This is a genomic window from Streptomyces antnestii (assembly GCF_004005495.1).
In the GTDB taxonomy this organism is placed as follows: domain Bacteria; phylum Actinomycetota; class Actinomycetes; order Streptomycetales; family Streptomycetaceae; genus Streptomyces; species Streptomyces antnestii.
In genome coordinates this window covers 81,216-95,362 of record NZ_RZYA01000021.1, presented here as the reverse complement: position 1 = coordinate 95,362, position 14,147 = coordinate 81,216, and the positions used below count along the sequence as shown (strand labels likewise).

Genomic DNA, 14,147 nt, shown 5'->3' with positions numbered 1-14,147 from the left:
GATCTTGGCGGCACCGGGCGCGGCACCGGGCGCCGCACCGGGCTCGGGACTGTCGGGGGTCTCTTTCTCTGCTGGCACGCTGCAGAGCCTAATCGGGCACGTGGCAGCCGCTGTCGCAGGCCGCGGGGCCGTAGTACGTCCACCCGTCGACGGGGTCGTACGTCCAGCCGTCGACCCTGCGGTAGGCGCCGCCGCCGGCATTCCTGACCTGCTGGTTCCGGTGAGCCTGGCGGTACTTGGCGGCGGCAAGCACCGCGGCCCGCGCGAGCCGGGCGCCCGACGGGGTGCTGAGCTTGTGGGCCAGGGGCCGGTACTCGGCGAGCGCCCACAGGGTCACGACCCAGGCGGCGGGCCCCCGGTAGATCTGCCCGGCGTCACCGACGAGTGTGATCTCCGAGAGCGTGGCGATGTGATCGATCCCGGGGCAGCGGCGCCGGGCCTCATCGGAGCCGGCCGGCACCAGGTCGAGCGGGACGAGCTGCCGCTGCCGGGCGAGCCAGTTCCGCAGGAATGTGCAGAGCGGGCACTGGGCGTCGTAGAGGAGGACGAGCCGGCGGACCGGGGCCCCCGTGGTGCCCCGGTCCGCGACCCCGCTCATCGCCGTCACCACCCGGTGGCCGGCGGGGCGGCGTAGCCCTGGGGCGGTACGGGCGGCTGCTGCTCCCGCTCCATGACGCCCCGCCGCCGGATCTTGTTGAGCACCCAGACGTTCCCCAGGTGCATGACGCCCAGCACGAGAAGCACGACGCCGAGCTTCGTCGACAGGGCCTCGAAGATGCCCCGGGTGTCGGCGATCGCGTCGTCCCCGGTCAGATACAGCGCGACGAAGCCGAGGTTGACGAGGTAGAAGCCGACCACCAACAGGTGGTTGACCGCGTCGGCGAGGTTCTCGTTCCCGTGCAGCACGTCGGCGAGGAAGACCCTTCCGTTACGGCTCAGGGTGCGCGCCACCCAGACGGTCAGGCTGATGCTGACGACGAGGTAGACGACGTATGCGACGACTGTGAGGTCCATTCCCACCCCTCCTTGAACGCGTTCAAAAACGCTGTCGAGGGAGACTGTAGACCTGTTTTTGAACATGTTCAACCAAAACCCCTGCGAACCCCCGCGCCCTAACTCCGCGCCAGCTCCGGCCGCTTGACGTAGTCCGTGAGGCCGATGACGTTGCCCCACGGGTCCGCGATCTCGACGACGTACCCCGTGGAGGTCGAGAACGGTGGGTCGAGGAGTTCGATCCCGGCGTCCAGGAGGGCGCGGGCCGCCTTCTTGGCGTCGCGCACCTCCAGCCAGACGCGGGGGCCCGGCCACGGTGGCGGCCGGTGGCCGAAGTCCTCCTCGACGCGCAGCAGTACGCCGGGCGTCTCCTTGCCGGCCTCAAGGAGGGCGATCCCGGCCTCGTCGAGGCGGAACTTCACGGGAAACCCGGCCCGCTCGTAGAAGGAGACCGCCTCGTCGAGATCACCGACGGGGAACAGCACGTTGTCGAAGCCGAGCAGCTCCAGCGCAGGTCGCTCAAGTGACATACCGTCAGATTAGCCGTGTTCCGGGTGAACCGGACAGCACATCGTCACCGGTGAATACGTGGCGCGCCGGTCACGGACGTCATCAGGGAGTACAGGGACGTCGTCGCGGTGATGAACAGGATGTTGTTCTTGGGGCCGCCGAAGGCGATGTTCGAGACCGGTTCCGGGACGTCGATGCGGCCGATGCGGGTGCCGTCCGGTTGGTAGCAGTGCACGCCGCCGTGCATGGCGGCGGCCCACAGATGCCCGGCGTCGTCGAAGCGTGTGTTGTCGAAGCGGCCGTCGCCGGCCGTGATCTCGGCGAAGACCTTGCCGTCGGAGAGCGCCCCGGCCTCCCCGTCGGGCGCGTCGAGCACGTCGAAGACGCGGATGTGCCCGGCCCGGGTGTCGGACACGTACAACTGCCGCTCGTCGGGGGAGAAGACGAGCCCGTTCGGTGCCCCGAAACCGTCGGCGACCTGGCGCACCCCGCCCGTGGCGGGGTCGATCCGGTAGACGTTGTTGGCGCCGATCTCGGACTCGGCGCGGAAGCCCTCGTAGTCGCTGGTGATGCCGAAGTCCGGGTCGGAGAACCAGATCGAGCCGTCCGAGCGGACCACCGCGTCGTTCGGGCTGTTGAGCCGCTTGCCCTCGAAGCGGTCGGCGAGGACGGTGATCCGGCCGTCGGGCTCGGTGCGGGTGACGCGGCGGCCCGCCCTGCTCACAGTGGATCAGCCGGCCCTCAGCTGCGAGCGGGGCGGCTACTCGGGCTGGGCCTGGGAGGCCGAGGCCTTCAGTAGCGCATCGACGTCGAGGATGACCTCGGCGCCGATGGACTTGGGGAGGGCGACTGTCTCGCCGGGGGCGTGCACCTGGTGGTTGTCGTAGGCGGAGCTCTCCGGCTCGGTCAGGACATGCAGACGCTGGTGCTTGCGGTCGACGATGACGTAGACGGGGATCTTGGCGTCGGCGTAGGCGGCGACCTTGGTGCGCAGGTCCGCGCGGTAGTTGCTGGAGGTGACCTCCAGGGCCAGGCGGAAGACGATCGGGTCGTAGCAGTTGTTCTCGATGAGGTGGCTCTCGAAGTCCGCTTCGACGAGCGCCAGATCGGGGATGGCGTAGTCCTCGGCGCCGGTGGGGAGCCAGAGGCCGATGGCCTGGACGACGCTGGTCTCGCCGTCGTCGAGCCCCGCGGTGATGAATGGGCGCATGAGCTTGGTCAGGGCGCGGGCATGCGCGCCATCAGCAGGCGGGGTCACGAGGATCTGGCCTCCGATGATCTCGACGCGGTAGCCCGGGTTGCGGTCCATGAGCCGGTTGGCCTCCGCGGTCAGCGGACGGTCGCCGGCGGGCCGCTCGACGGATGCTGCGGACATCACGTGCCTCCCAGTGACTGGTGTCGAGGGCATCATCGTATGCCGGTCAGGACCCGAACGGCCCGATCTGAACCGTTCACCGATACGGGTGAGGGCCCCGTCCCCACCGGCGAACACCGGGGGAACGGGGCCCTCACAGCCCTGCGGAAACCAGGATCAGAAGCGGCGCGTGATCAGTGCGCGCTTCACTTCCTGGATGGCCTTGGTGACCTCGATACCGCGCGGGCAGGCGTCCGTGCAGTTGAACGTGGTGCGGCAACGCCACACGCCGTCCTTGTCGTTGAGGATCTCCAGGCGCTGCTCGCCCGCCTCGTCACGCGAGTCGAAGATGAAGCGGTGGGCGTTCACGATGGCGGCCGGACCGAAGTACTGGCCGTCGTTCCAGAACACCGGGCACGAGGACGTGCACGCGGCGCACAGGATGCACTTGGTGGTGTCGTCGAAGCGCTCGCGGTCCTCGGCGGACTGCAGACGCTCGCGCGTCGGCTCGTTGCCCGTCGTGACCAGGAACGGCATGACGTCCCGGTACGCCTGGAAGAACGGCTCCATGTCGACCACGAGGTCCTTGAGGACCGTGAGGCCCTTGATGGCCTCGACCGTGATCGGCTTCTCGGGGTTGATGTCCTTGATCAGCGTCTTGCAGGCGAGCCTGTTCTTGCCGTTGATCCGCATCGCGTCCGAGCCGCAGATGCCGTGCGCGCAGGAGCGCCGGAAGGTCAGCGAACCGTCGAGCTCCCACTTGATCTTGTGGAGGGCGTCGAGGACACGCTCCTTGGGATCGATGGCGAGCTGGAAGTCCTCCCAGACCGCGTCCGCGGAGACCTCCGGGTTGAACCGGCGGACGCGGAACGTGACCGTGATGAGGTGCGAGCCGTTGTCCGCCTCGAGCGCCTCGAGCTTGTCCATGGTCGGGGTAGCCATCAGTACTTACGCTCCATCGGCTGGTAGCGGGTCTGGACGACCGGCTTGTAGTCCAGACGGATGGACTCGGAGCCGTCGTCGCCGACCTCGCGGTACGCCATGGTGTGGCGCATGAAGTTGACGTCGTCGCGGTTCGGGAAGTCCTCGCGGTAGTGACCGCCGCGGGACTCCTTGCGCGCCAGGGCGGAAGTCGCCATGACCTCGGCCAGGTCGAGCAGGTTGCCCAGCTCGATGGCCTCCAGGAGGTCGGTGTTGAACCGCTTGCCCTTGTCCTGGATCGAGACGTTCTTGTACCGCTCGCGCAGCTCGGCGATCTTCTCGACCGCCGTCTTGATCGTCTGCTCGGTGCGGAACACCATCACGTTGGCGTCCATGCACTCCTGGAGCTCGTTGCGGATGACCGCGACGCGCTCGGTGCCCGTGGAGTTGCGCAGGCGCTCGACGGTCTCCTCGACCAGCGACGCCGGGTTCTCCGGAAGCTCGACGAAGTCGGCCTTGTGGGAGTACTCGGCGGCCGCGATGCCCGCACGACGCCCGAAGACGTTGATGTCGAGCAGCGAGTTGGTGCCCAGGCGGTTGGCGCCGTGCACGGAGACACAGGCGACCTCGCCGGCGGCGTACAGGCCCGGGACGACGGTGGTGTTGTCCGAGAGGACCTCACCCTCGACGTTGGTCGGGATGCCGCCCATGGCGTAGTGCGCGGTCGGCTGGATCGGGATCGGGTCCGTGTAGGGCTCGATGCCGAGGTAGGTACGCGCGAACTCCGTGATGTCCGGGAGCTTGGCGTCGAGCTGCTCCGGCGGGAGGTGCGTGAGGTCGAGGTAGACGTGGTCGCCCTCGGGACCGCAGCCGCGGCCCTCACGGATCTCCGTGTAGATGGAGCGGGACACGACGTCACGGGACGCGAGGTCCTTCATGACGGGCGCGTACTTCTCCATGAAGCGCTCGCCGTCCTTGTTGCGGAGGATGCCGCCCTCACCGCGGGCGCCCTCCGTGAGAAGGATGCCCATGCGCCAGATGCCGGTCGGGTGGAACTGGAAGAACTCCATGTCCTCCAGCGGCAGACCCCGGCGGTAGCACGCGGCCTGGCCGTCACCGGTCAGGGTGTGCGCGTTCGACGTCACCTTGAAGAACTTGCCGGTGCCGCCCGAGGCGTAGATGACCGCCTTGGCCTGGAAGATGTGGATCTCGCCGGTGGCCAGCTCGAACGCGACCACGCCCGCGGAGTGCTTCACGCCGTCGACCTCGACGATGAGCTGGTCCAGGACGTAGAACTCGTTGAAGAACTCCACGCCCTCCTTGACGCAGTTCTGGTACAGCGTCTGGAGGATCATGTGGCCGGTGCGGTCCGCGGCGTAGCAGGACCGGCGGACCGGGGCCTCGCCGTGGTTGCGCGAGTGGCCGCCGAAGCGGCGCTGGTCGATGGTGCCGTCCGGGGTGCGGTTGAACGGCAGGCCCATCTTCTCCAGGTCGAGGACGGAGTCGATGGCCTCCTTCGCGAGGATCTCGGCGGCGTCCTGGTCGACCAGGTAGTCACCGCCCTTGATCGTGTCGAAGGTGTGCCACTCCCAGTTGTCCTCTTCCACGTTGGCGAGCGCGGCGGCCATGCCGCCCTGCGCGGCGCCCGTGTGGGAGCGGGTGGGGTACAGCTTCGTCAGCACGGCGGTGCGGCTGCGCTTCGTCGACTCGATGGCCGCGCGCATGCCCGCGCCGCCGGCGCCGACGATGACGGTGTCGTACTTGTGGATCTTCATGAGTGGTTACCTCAGCCCCGTGCCTATCGGATGTTCGGGTCGAAGGTGAAGATCACCAGCGTGCCCAGCAGGATCGTGAACACCGTGGCGGTGTACAGGAGGCCCTTCAGCCACAGGCGCGTGTTCGGACGCTCGGCGTAGTCGTTGATGACCGTACGCAGGCCGTTCGCGCCGTGCAGCATGGCGAGCCACAGCATCAGGAGGTCCCAGCCCTGCCAGAACGGCGAGGCCCAGCGGCCCGCGACGAACGCGAAGCCGATCTTGCTCACGCCGCCGTCGAGGACGAGCTGGATGAGCAGGTGCCCGAGGACCAGGACGACGAGGACGACGCCGGACAGGCGCATGAAGAGCCATGCGGCCATCTCGAAGTTGCCGCGCGTCGCGCGCGGGGTCTTCGAGGTGCGCTTGCGGGGGGCCTCGATGACGGGGGCCGGGTGGTCGACGTCGTAGAGCGTCACGCCCTCGACGGGGCCGACGCCGGGCGTCTTCGCAGGGGTGGTGTCAGCAGACATGTCTGGCGTCAGCTCCCGAAGAGTGCACGGACGGCGTGGCCGAGGACGGGGTACAGCGCGCCCACCATCAGCACGACCCAGATGCCGACGACGGTCCAGAGCATCTGCTTCTGGTAGCGCGGGCCCTTCGACCAGAAGTCGACGGCGATGACACGCAGGCCGTTGAGCGCGTGGAAGAGGATGGCGGCGACGAGGCCGTACTCAAGGAGCGCGACGATCGGCGTCTTGTAGGTGGAAACGACGGTGTCGTACGACTCGGGGGAGACGCGTACGAGAGCGGTGTCCAGGACGTGTACGAACAGGAAGAAGAAGATGAGGACACCGGTGACTCGATGAGCCACCCACGACCACATGCCTTCCCGGCCGCGGTACAGCGTTCCAGCCGGCACGGAAGAACCCTCCGGGAGCGGGGATTGGGGCCGCGCCGGCTTCTCTGTCGGTCGGGCCCGGCCGGGTACGGTCCACCGGCCGCTCGTCATCGTATCGACGAGTTGTCGGCTCGCTCGCCCGGGGGCCGCCGGTGTGATCAAACAGGCAATCAAACAGCCACGTACGGGCTATTCGGGGCGCTGTCCGGGCGCCCGGAATCCGCTGTTTCCTGCGGTTCTATCGCTTTCGCGGACTCCGGTCGGGCCTCAAAGGTCCGCACGAGTCGGGCGAGTCGTCCCCGGGCGAGTCGGCGCAGTTCCTCCCAGGAGAGGACGCGTTCCTCCTCGGGATCGTTGCCAAGGCGTGACCGGATTCCGGCGAGCAGCTGGTCCAGGGCCTCCTCGGGCCCGTAACCGTCGAGGCAGATCACGAACGCGTGTCCGAAGCGGCTCTCGTACGCGGAGTGCGCGGCGCCGAGCGCGGTGTGCGCGACGGAGTACGCGCCGCGGGGCGGCAGGGGGAGCGTTTCGCGGGACAGGGCGTCGTCGAGGTCGGCCGGCACGAAGTCGTAGACCGCCTCGTCGGCGGCGGCGAGCAGCGCGCCGAGGTCGGGGTAGGGGCGGTGCGCGACGAGGCGGCGGGCCCAGTGGAGCGATCCGCAGCAGGTCAGGAGCGCGCGCTCGGCCTCGGCGGCGGGCATCGTGTTCAGCCGCGCGAGGCCGTGCAGGGAGGACTGCACCGGTATCGCGGCAGATCCGGCGGCAGATCCGGGGAGGCGGGAGAAACGATGCGAAGGCAGCGTGCGCTCCTCGGCGAGACGTGGGACGTGACGGGGCCGACACTGGGACCAGACGCGAGCCGGATATGTCGACTGTGTGCGCTATGTCGGCTGTGTCACGGGACAACGGGACAGGTGATGCGGGTGTGGCGGATTTCCGTTCACGCTAGCGATCCGTGTCAGGAGCTGTCTGTCGGATGCACCAAATTCACCCGGACGGGAGAGTTTGGGGGCGTGTGGTGGACGGGGCGCCTGGGCAACGGACCGTACGGTCGCCTACTAGGACGCGGATATCGATCTCGAGGTTGCTGGCGGAGCCGGAAGGCGGTCACTGATGGGTACGCGGAGCCGATGGAGCGCCGGTGCGGGAGCCGTCACGGCGGGGACGGTCGCGCTGACCGCGGTCCTCGCCGGCTGCGGCGGCAACGGGGGTGGGAGCAGTAACCCCAGCGGTTCCGGGCGGAAGACCGCCACCTCCGCCGCCCAGGCCGTGACGCCCTCGCCCACGAAGTCGTACGCCCTGTCGAAGGCCCCGCAGACCATTCCCTCCGTGCGCGCCTTCACCCCGGCGCGCGGCCCCGGATGGCGGCCCGCCGGCGGCCGCGTCGTCATCGGGGACGCGAGGCTCGCCGACGAGGGCAGGCTCATCGCCGGCGAGCTGAAGCTGAAGTACGCGGGCAAGGTCAAGGCGGGCGCGGGTGACGTGGAGCTGGCGCTCGGCGGGAGCGGCGGCCCCGAGTCCTACACGATGACCGTGCGGGGCGGCCGGGTGCGGATCGTCGGACCCGGTGACGCCGGCGTCTTCTACGGCACGCGCACGCTCAAGCAGGAGGTGCACGGCGGCGCGTTGGCGCCCGAGGGCGTGGTGCGGGACGCGCCGGCGAAGCCGCAGCGCGGGTTCATGATCGACATTGCGCGCAAGCACTTCACGGCCGGCTGGATCGAGGACCGGATCCGTGAGATCGGCGACCTGAAGTTCAACCAGCTCGGTCTGCACTTCTCCGACGACCAGGCCTTCCGCATCCAGTCCGACTCGCACCCCGAGATCGTCTCGCCCGAGCACCTGACGAAGGCGCAGGTCCGCGAGATCGTCTCGCTCGCCGCCCAGCGGCACATCGCGGTCGTCCCCGAGATCGACTCGCCCGGACACCTCGGCGCGGTCATCGCGGCGCACCCCTCGCTGCAGCTGCGCAACGCGTCGGGCGTGCCGACGCGCGGCGCCGTCGACATCTCCAACCCCCAGTCCGCGAAGATCGTCGACGATCTGCTCCGCGAGTACGCCCCGCTCTTCCCCGGCGCGTTCTGGCACCTCGGCGGTGACGAGTACCAGGCCCTGACGGTGAAGAACCCCGAGGCGTCCTTCCCGCAGCTCGCGGCCGCCGCCCGGAAGAAGTACGGGGCGAGCGCGACGGTCGAGGACCTCGCGACGGGCTGGCTGAACGACCGGGCGGCCACGATGAAGCCGTTCAACCGTTCCCTCAAGGCGTGGAACGACGGGTTCTTCCGCGGCGGTTCCGTCCAGGCAGACAAGAGCCTGGAGGTCGCGTACTGGACCGGCAAGGAGATCGGCGCACGCCCGCCGGAGGAGTACCTGAGCGCCGGCCGCAGGCTCACCAACTACAACGACGAGTACCTCTATTACGTCCTCGGCCAGCCCAACGCCTTCTTCTACCCGACCGGGCGGCGGATCTACGAGAGCTGGACCCCGCTCGTCGTACGCGGCACGACACCGGTCCCCGCGAAGTACGACAGCCAGATCCTCGGCGGCACGTTCGCCGTGTGGTGCGACCTCGCGAACTCCCAGACCCCGGCACAGGTCGCGGCCGGCATCCGTATGCCGCTGCGGGCGACGATCCAGAAGCTGTGGGACCCGGACAAGCCGCCGCTGACGTGGACCCAGTTCGTGGCGCTCGCTGGGCGGCTCGGGTCGTAGGGAGCACGGCCAGGGGTGGGCGACCGCCGGAATCGCCTTTTCGGTGGCGGAGTCTCGTGCGGCTGTGGTCTATTCGGCGCCGACTGGGATCAGGCGCTTTTGACGGCACCGGGGAGACAGCGGCAATGGGTTACTGGGGCTATTACGTCGTGGCCAGAAGCGAGCGGCCGCTCGTCGAGCTGAACACGCTCGGCGGGGCGCGCGACGGGCTCGCACTCCTCGACCGGCGGGCCGACGGCTGGCAGGTCTGGGAGTGCCCGGACGGCGGCGGACAGCGGTACGACGTCGGCAGCATGAACGCCCTCGCCGCCGAGACCGGCGCACCCGCCCTCTTCGGCTACGTCATGGACAGCGACTGCGTCGTCATCGAGGCGGCGGCCCCGCGGAGCGGCGCGTGGACCACCTGTCTGGCGCGCGACGCCATGGCCGGCTACCTCTCCGAGAGCGAACTGGCCCTCGACGACTACTTCCTGGAGCCCGGGGACGCGGCGCGCAAGGCGGTCGCCTGGGCCGGGGAGTGCGGCCGCACCGTCGAGCCGGGCCCGCTCGCCGCCGTCCTCGCCGAGAACCCCGACCCGTTCGCCGAACCGCTCTTCTTCCGCTTCCTCGACCGGCTCGGCGTCGCACCGCTGTGACGTTCCTGCGCCCCGGCACGCAGTAGACCCCAGTAGGGACGAAGTGACCGGTGGGGCGGGAAAGGGCGTACTTGATGAGCCTGGTGGAGCTGATCGCGCAGGCCGATGAGCGGGGCCTCGCGGCGAGCGGTCTCGCCTGCCTCGACCGCTGCGTGCCGCTGCTGGGTGCCGAGGACGACGAGGTGCTGCGCCCCCTGTGGGGGAGCCTCGCCGAGGGCGGTCCGCAGTGGGGCGACAGTCTCGCCCGGGCGCGGGCCGCGTTCCCGTCGGGGCCGGGTGACGGCGGCGACGAACCGGCCGGGCTCGCCCACCGCATGCTGGCGGCCGTGCCGAGCACCCCTTCGGCGCCCGCGCTGCGCGAGTGGGCCGACGCCTGCTCGGTCGGCGCGCTGCAGATCCACCGCATGCTGGACGCCCTCGAGGACGGCACCGGGTCGGTGCGGTCCCGGCGCGAGGGCCGCACGGAGGGCATGTCCCCGCTCGTCGCGGCCGAACTGCGGCGCCAGGTCCGGATCCTGGAGCTGCTCGCCAACCGGGGCGCCGGCGGACTGCGCCAGGCACTCGACGTGTCCACCGAAGGCCGCCGCGTCCTGCGGGCCGTCGTGTCGCGGCGGGCGCGGGGCCGCGTCTGATGCACGGTGTCTCCGGCCCTTCGCGGCGGGCGTCACTGCTTGTCGCGCTGCCCGTCGCCGCCGTCCTCGTGGCCCTCGCCGCCCAGAGCCATGTCCTCGACGACCCGGCCGGCCGGCTGCACGTGTCGCCGGGCTCCCTGAAGGACGCGGCGCTTCCCGGCGGCGGCACGGCGGCACTGTCGCGGTGCGGCGCCCCGGAGTCCGTCCGGCCCGCACCCCGGGGTGAGGGCGAGCGGGCCGACGAGCCGGCGCTGGTCCTCTCCTCCTACGGGTATTCCAGTTCGGGGCCGCAGTTCGACGGGCCGGCGGCCTTCACGATCCGGGCCTTCGTCGACCCGGGGCCGCTGCCGATGACGCTCACCGCGCCGGCCGCCGGGCAAGGGATCACGGTCGACGTGTTCGGGCCGCACGGCGAGGGCCGTATCGCGTCGGCCCGCGGGCTCGGGGCGAAGGTCATGAAGGGCGTCGAGGAGCGGCACGAGGTCCGGCCCAAGGCGGGTGCGTACCGCTTCACGGGGGCCGAGGACGTGGACCTGGAGATCGAGCTGCCCGAGCGGGCCGTGTGCCCGGGGCACACCCGGGCCGACATCGGCCGGTGCGCGCCCGCGAACACCAACCAGATCGAGGACTGTCCCGTCGTCACGGTCACCCTCACCGACGAGGCGGTCCGCAGGCAGCGTGCCGTGGTCGCGGGCTCCGGGAGCCCGAAGCGGTTCAGCGACCGGCTCGTGGCGGTGTCGTTCGAACCGAACGTGACCGGCGTCTGAGCCCATCTGCGCCCACCGGCGCACCCAGAACGCGCGGCACACCGCGCACACGGAACCAGGCCCGGCCGCCCCCTCCTGCGGCCGGGTCTGCTCCCGTGGAAGGTAGTGAGTAACCCATTCGGGCGCGGCGGCGCAAGTGCGGTCGCAAAGCGGACAGCCCGGAAAGGCTCTCGCCGCGCGGTTCCCCGGGGGTGTCGGGAATCGCGCGGCGAGAGGTCTGCGGGGTCGTACTCGTCGTGCCTACGGGGCCAGCGTGGTGCCGAGTCCGGCGGCGGCCGGCGTGCCGAGCTGCGTCTGGCCGATGTACTTGGACGTGGACAGGCCGAGCCCCGTGCTGTTGCTCGGGACGTACAGGAGCGTGCCGTTGCCCGTGTCCTCGCCCGCCGCACCGATCACCAGGTCCGCGCGGCCGTAGCCGGACAGGTCGGCGAGGGAGACGGCGGAGCCCAGCTTGTCGTCGGTCTCGCTGGAGCCGGGGACACCCGGCTCGTCCTCCGAGACGGCGACGGCGCCGGTGCCGGTGAGGCCGGCCGACGAGCCCTTGAACAGCAGGGACGTACCCGCGTTGGAACGGTTGCTGGTGCGGGTGATGTCCTCGCCCGGGGCGCCGGACAGGACGTCCGCGTAGCCGTCGGCGTTGTAGTCGCCGACCGCGACGGAACTGCCGAGCGCGTCACCGGACTCGGCGGCGCCGGGGACGCCCGTGGTGGCCTGGTGGATCGTCTTGGCGCCGGTCGCGGTGAGGCCGCCGGGTGTCGTGGACGTGATCTTCGAGCCGTACACGGCCGTGACCTGGCCGCCCGCGTAGGCGCCGGACTCGGCGGTGTAGGGCTGGCCGATGACGATGTCGTCGACGCCGTCGCCGTTCAGGTCGCCGGAGGCGATGGAGCGGCCGCCCTTGACCGACAGCGTGCCGGCCTTGGTGAGGCCGTTGCGGCCGCCCTTGAACCAGACCACGCGGCCGACGGACGTCGCGTCGCGGTAGTTGAGCGCGACGTCGGCGTAGCCGTCCTGGTTGAAGTCGCCGGAGGTGGCGGCCTCGTAGGCGAGGGCGGCGTCACCGCTCGTGATGTTGGAGCTGGACTCCTGGCCCTCGGAATAGCGCGCGGTCCAGGTGCCGCCGGTGCCGGTGGAGGCCGCGAAGACGTCGGCCTTGCCGTCGGCGTTGAAGTCGCCGACCGCCACGGCGGAGCCGTACTTGGCGCTGTTGGCGTAGAAGCCCTCGTCGAGGTTCATCTGGGCGCCGGTGTTCAGGGCCGGGCCGTACAGGAGGGTGACGGCGCCGCGGTCGGTGTGGCCGGAGGTGTCGTCCTCGCCGGGCTGGCCGATCGCGAGGTCCGCGTAGCCGTCGCCGTTGATGTCACCCTCGGCGACGGAAGCGCCCCACAGGTCGCCCTTCTCGTTCGTGCCGGGCACGCCCGTGCTGGACTGCGTGAGGGTCTTCTTCGCCGCGTACGCCGGGCCGTTCGCGCCGCCCGGTACGACGGTGACCGAGCCGCCGGTGGACGCCTTGGGCGTGCCGGCGACGAGGTCGGGCAGGCCGTCGCGGGTCTTGGCCGTGGGCGCGGCGGACGAGTAGATGTCCGACGTCTTCAGGGCGTGCGAGACGCCCGGGGCCGAGGCCAGGGTCCGGATGGTGGCGAGCTTCTTGTAGAGGTTGTCGCCGGGGCACAGCGTGGTGCCGGTGTCGCGGTGGCCGAAGACGCGGTCGAGGGTGATCGACTGACCCATGGGGATCTTGTTGTCGGACACGCCCTGGTCGCCGTTGGACTGCAGCGTCACCTTGCTGTTCGCGGTGATGCCGTACTGGCCGAACTTCCAGGCGACGACGCGGGCGATCGAGTTGAGCGCGGCCTGCGTGGGCGTCGCCGACATGAAGTTGCCGATGTACGAGATGCCGACGGTGTCGGTGTTGAAGCCGTAGTCGTGGGCGCCGTGCACCGGCAGGTCCATCCCGCCGCTGCGGCCCTCGAAGATCTGGCCGCACCGGTCGACGAGGAAGTTGTAGCCGATGTCGTACCAGCCCTTGGCCATGTGCTCCTGCTGGATGGTGTGCACTCGCTGGCGCGACTGCGAGCAGGGCACCGTGTTGTCGGGGTCGACACCGGTGTGGTGGATGACGGCGGCCTTGATCGAGTCGTCGTACTCGGGCGTGCCGTTGTAGTCCGTGTCGGCGCCCCACTCGGCCTGCGTGATGACCGGCGGCTTCACGACCGTCGACGGGCGGGCGGCGGGGACCGTCGGCTCCGGAGAAGCGGACGCGGACGCGCTCGTCGAGGCGTCGGCGGCGGGCGAGGCGGACTCGGTGGCGGTCGCGCCGGGCGTCTCGGAAGCGGCAGCCGTGTCCGACGGGGCGGCGGCCGGAGCGCTGCTCACGGGGTCCGTGGCCGGGTCCGGGCTCGTCGCGGGCGGCGTCGTGTCCACCGAGAACGCGGCGGGCTTCGCGGCGCCCGCGCCCTTCGCGGGCGCGAGCGTGCCGGGGTCGAGCAGCTTGACATCGATGCCGGACGGCAGGTCGGACGCGGTGCCGTCCTTGGCCACGACCCGCACCTCGACGGCGTCGGAGTCACCGGTCCACACGGACTCGGTGCCGCCGCGCACGCCGCCGCCGGCCTTGGTCTCCTTGCCGTCGGTGCCGAGCTGCTCGACCGGCATCGACAGCCAGTCGGTCCAGGCGCCGGTCGCGACGTTGCGCGCGCGGACCTGGGCGGTCCCGTCGAGCGTCGCGTGCGGGTTCTTCCAGGTGACGACGGCGGCGCTGAAGCGGTCCGTCGACTTCTGGGGTACGACCTTGCGGTCGGCGCCCTTGTTCGTGAGCCCCAGGGTGTGGATCGCCGAGGCGCGCGGCCCGTCCTGGGGGTCTGCCCCGTTCCCCGGGTCGGCCATGGCGTACGTGACGACGCCGGCGCCGCCGAGGACGACGGCACCCATCGTCACCCAGGCTCTGCGCTTGAGACTCAGCGGTTTG

Annotated in this window: 14 protein-coding genes and 1 pseudogene; 4 read left to right on the top strand and 11 right to left on the bottom strand. The window is 70.5% G+C overall.

Annotated elements, in window-relative coordinates; genetic code table 11:
• Positions 1 to 88 precede the first annotated feature (88 nt).
• From EOT10_RS32450 to EOT10_RS32405, 10 genes and pseudogenes are all read right to left on the bottom strand, one after another.
• Positions 89 to 598: a thiol-disulfide oxidoreductase DCC family protein gene (locus tag EOT10_RS32450; protein WP_127831964.1), complete on the bottom strand. Its 510-nt coding sequence runs from the start codon at positions 596 to 598 to the stop codon at positions 89 to 91.
• 5 nt (positions 599 to 603) lie between these two features.
• The gene (locus tag EOT10_RS32445) at positions 604 to 1,014 is read right to left on the bottom strand and encodes a hypothetical protein (protein ID WP_127831963.1); all 411 of its coding nucleotides are present in this window, start codon (positions 1,012 to 1,014) and stop codon (positions 604 to 606) included.
• A gap of 98 nt (positions 1,015 to 1,112) precedes the next feature.
• Positions 1,113 to 1,523: a VOC family protein gene (locus EOT10_RS32440; RefSeq protein WP_127831962.1), complete on the bottom strand. Its 411-nt coding sequence runs from the start codon at positions 1,521 to 1,523 to the stop codon at positions 1,113 to 1,115.
• 44 nt (positions 1,524 to 1,567) lie between these two features.
• Positions 1,568 to 2,255 (bottom strand): annotated as a pseudogene (locus EOT10_RS32435) (SMP-30/gluconolactonase/LRE family protein); the annotation flags it as partial.
• A gap of 8 nt (positions 2,256 to 2,263) precedes the next feature.
• Positions 2,264 to 2,878 (bottom strand): Uma2 family endonuclease, encoded by a 615-nt coding sequence (locus tag EOT10_RS32430; protein WP_127831961.1) that lies wholly within the window; start codon positions 2,876 to 2,878, stop codon positions 2,264 to 2,266.
• A 156-nt stretch (positions 2,879 to 3,034) separates the two neighbouring features.
• Complete coding sequence (locus tag EOT10_RS32425) at positions 3,035 to 3,799, bottom strand: succinate dehydrogenase iron-sulfur subunit (RefSeq protein ID WP_127831960.1); 765 nt, start codon at positions 3,797 to 3,799, stop codon at positions 3,035 to 3,037.
• The gene (sdhA, locus tag EOT10_RS32420) at positions 3,799 to 5,553 is read right to left on the bottom strand and encodes a succinate dehydrogenase flavoprotein subunit (RefSeq protein ID WP_127831959.1); all 1,755 of its coding nucleotides are present in this window, start codon (positions 5,551 to 5,553) and stop codon (positions 3,799 to 3,801) included. The genes EOT10_RS32425 and sdhA overlap by 1 nt, the downstream gene beginning before the upstream one ends.
• A 23-nt stretch (positions 5,554 to 5,576) precedes the next feature.
• Positions 5,577 to 6,065, bottom strand: coding sequence for a succinate dehydrogenase hydrophobic membrane anchor subunit (locus EOT10_RS32415; protein ID WP_127831958.1), 489 nt, complete (start codon positions 6,063 to 6,065; stop codon positions 5,577 to 5,579).
• 8 nt (positions 6,066 to 6,073) lie between these two features.
• Positions 6,074 to 6,454 (bottom strand): succinate dehydrogenase, cytochrome b556 subunit, encoded by a 381-nt coding sequence (gene sdhC, locus EOT10_RS32410; protein WP_127831957.1) that lies wholly within the window; start codon positions 6,452 to 6,454, stop codon positions 6,074 to 6,076.
• A 149-nt stretch (positions 6,455 to 6,603) separates the two neighbouring features.
• Positions 6,604 to 7,173 carry a 2-oxo-4-hydroxy-4-carboxy-5-ureidoimidazoline decarboxylase gene (locus tag EOT10_RS32405; RefSeq protein ID WP_223281333.1) on the bottom strand — a complete coding sequence of 190 codons (570 nt, stop codon included), beginning with the start codon at positions 7,171 to 7,173 and terminating at the stop codon, positions 6,604 to 6,606.
• 373 nt (positions 7,174 to 7,546) lie between these two features.
• On the opposite strand from EOT10_RS32405, the gene EOT10_RS32400 reads away from it, so the two are divergent.
• The 4 genes from EOT10_RS32400 (at position 7,547) to EOT10_RS32385 (ending at position 11,179) form a co-directional block, all read left to right on the top strand.
• A complete protein-coding gene (locus EOT10_RS32400; protein WP_127831956.1) occupies positions 7,547 to 9,145 on the top strand; it encodes a beta-N-acetylhexosaminidase in 1,599 nt (532 codons plus the stop codon).
• 125 nt (positions 9,146 to 9,270) lie between these two features.
• Positions 9,271 to 9,780, top strand: a complete 510-nt coding sequence (locus tag EOT10_RS32395; RefSeq protein ID WP_127831955.1) for a hypothetical protein — start codon at positions 9,271 to 9,273, stop codon at positions 9,778 to 9,780.
• 74 nt (positions 9,781 to 9,854) lie between these two features.
• Complete coding sequence (locus EOT10_RS32390; protein ID WP_127831954.1) at positions 9,855 to 10,412, top strand: hypothetical protein; 558 nt, start codon at positions 9,855 to 9,857, stop codon at positions 10,410 to 10,412.
• Positions 10,412 to 11,179 carry a hypothetical protein gene (locus tag EOT10_RS32385; protein WP_127831953.1) on the top strand — a complete coding sequence of 256 codons (768 nt, stop codon included), beginning with the start codon at positions 10,412 to 10,414 and terminating at the stop codon, positions 11,177 to 11,179. Before EOT10_RS32390 ends, EOT10_RS32385 begins: the two co-directional genes overlap by 1 nt.
• Positions 11,180 to 11,419: 240 nt before the next feature.
• Here EOT10_RS32385 and EOT10_RS32380 read toward each other — a convergent pair whose 3' ends face one another.
• Complete coding sequence (locus EOT10_RS32380; protein WP_127831952.1) at positions 11,420 to 14,110, bottom strand: FG-GAP-like repeat-containing protein; 2,691 nt, start codon at positions 14,108 to 14,110, stop codon at positions 11,420 to 11,422.
• Between the last annotated feature and the right edge of the window lie 37 nt (positions 14,111 to 14,147).

Excerpts from the sequence above, each read along its gene's own strand:
- EOT10_RS32385 (WP_127831953.1), top strand. The coding sequence starts at position 10,412 with ATGCACGGTGTCTCCGGCCCTTCGCGGCGGGCGTCACTGCTTGTCGCG.
- EOT10_RS32400 (WP_127831956.1), top strand. The coding sequence starts at position 7,547 with ATGGGTACGCGGAGCCGATGGAGCGCCGGTGCGGGAGCCGTCACGGCG.
- EOT10_RS32390 (WP_127831954.1), top strand. The coding sequence starts at position 9,855 with ATGAGCCTGGTGGAGCTGATCGCGCAGGCCGATGAGCGGGGCCTCGCG.
- EOT10_RS32440 (WP_127831962.1), bottom strand. The coding sequence starts at position 1,523 with ATGTCACTTGAGCGACCTGCGCTGGAGCTGCTCGGCTTCGACAACGTG.
- EOT10_RS32430 (WP_127831961.1), bottom strand. The coding sequence starts at position 2,878 with ATGTCCGCAGCATCCGTCGAGCGGCCCGCCGGCGACCGTCCGCTGACC.
- sdhA (WP_127831959.1), bottom strand. The coding sequence starts at position 5,553 with ATGAAGATCCACAAGTACGACACCGTCATCGTCGGCGCCGGCGGCGCG.
- EOT10_RS32395 (WP_127831955.1), top strand. The coding sequence starts at position 9,271 with ATGGGTTACTGGGGCTATTACGTCGTGGCCAGAAGCGAGCGGCCGCTC.
- EOT10_RS32450 (WP_127831964.1), bottom strand. The coding sequence starts at position 598 with ATGAGCGGGGTCGCGGACCGGGGCACCACGGGGGCCCCGGTCCGCCGG.
- EOT10_RS32445 (WP_127831963.1), bottom strand. The coding sequence starts at position 1,014 with ATGGACCTCACAGTCGTCGCATACGTCGTCTACCTCGTCGTCAGCATC.
- EOT10_RS32425 (WP_127831960.1), bottom strand. The coding sequence starts at position 3,799 with ATGGCTACCCCGACCATGGACAAGCTCGAGGCGCTCGAGGCGGACAAC.
- EOT10_RS32380 (WP_127831952.1), bottom strand. The coding sequence starts at position 14,110 with ATGGGTGCCGTCGTCCTCGGCGGCGCCGGCGTCGTCACGTACGCCATG.
- EOT10_RS32415 (WP_127831958.1), bottom strand. The coding sequence starts at position 6,065 with ATGTCTGCTGACACCACCCCTGCGAAGACGCCCGGCGTCGGCCCCGTC.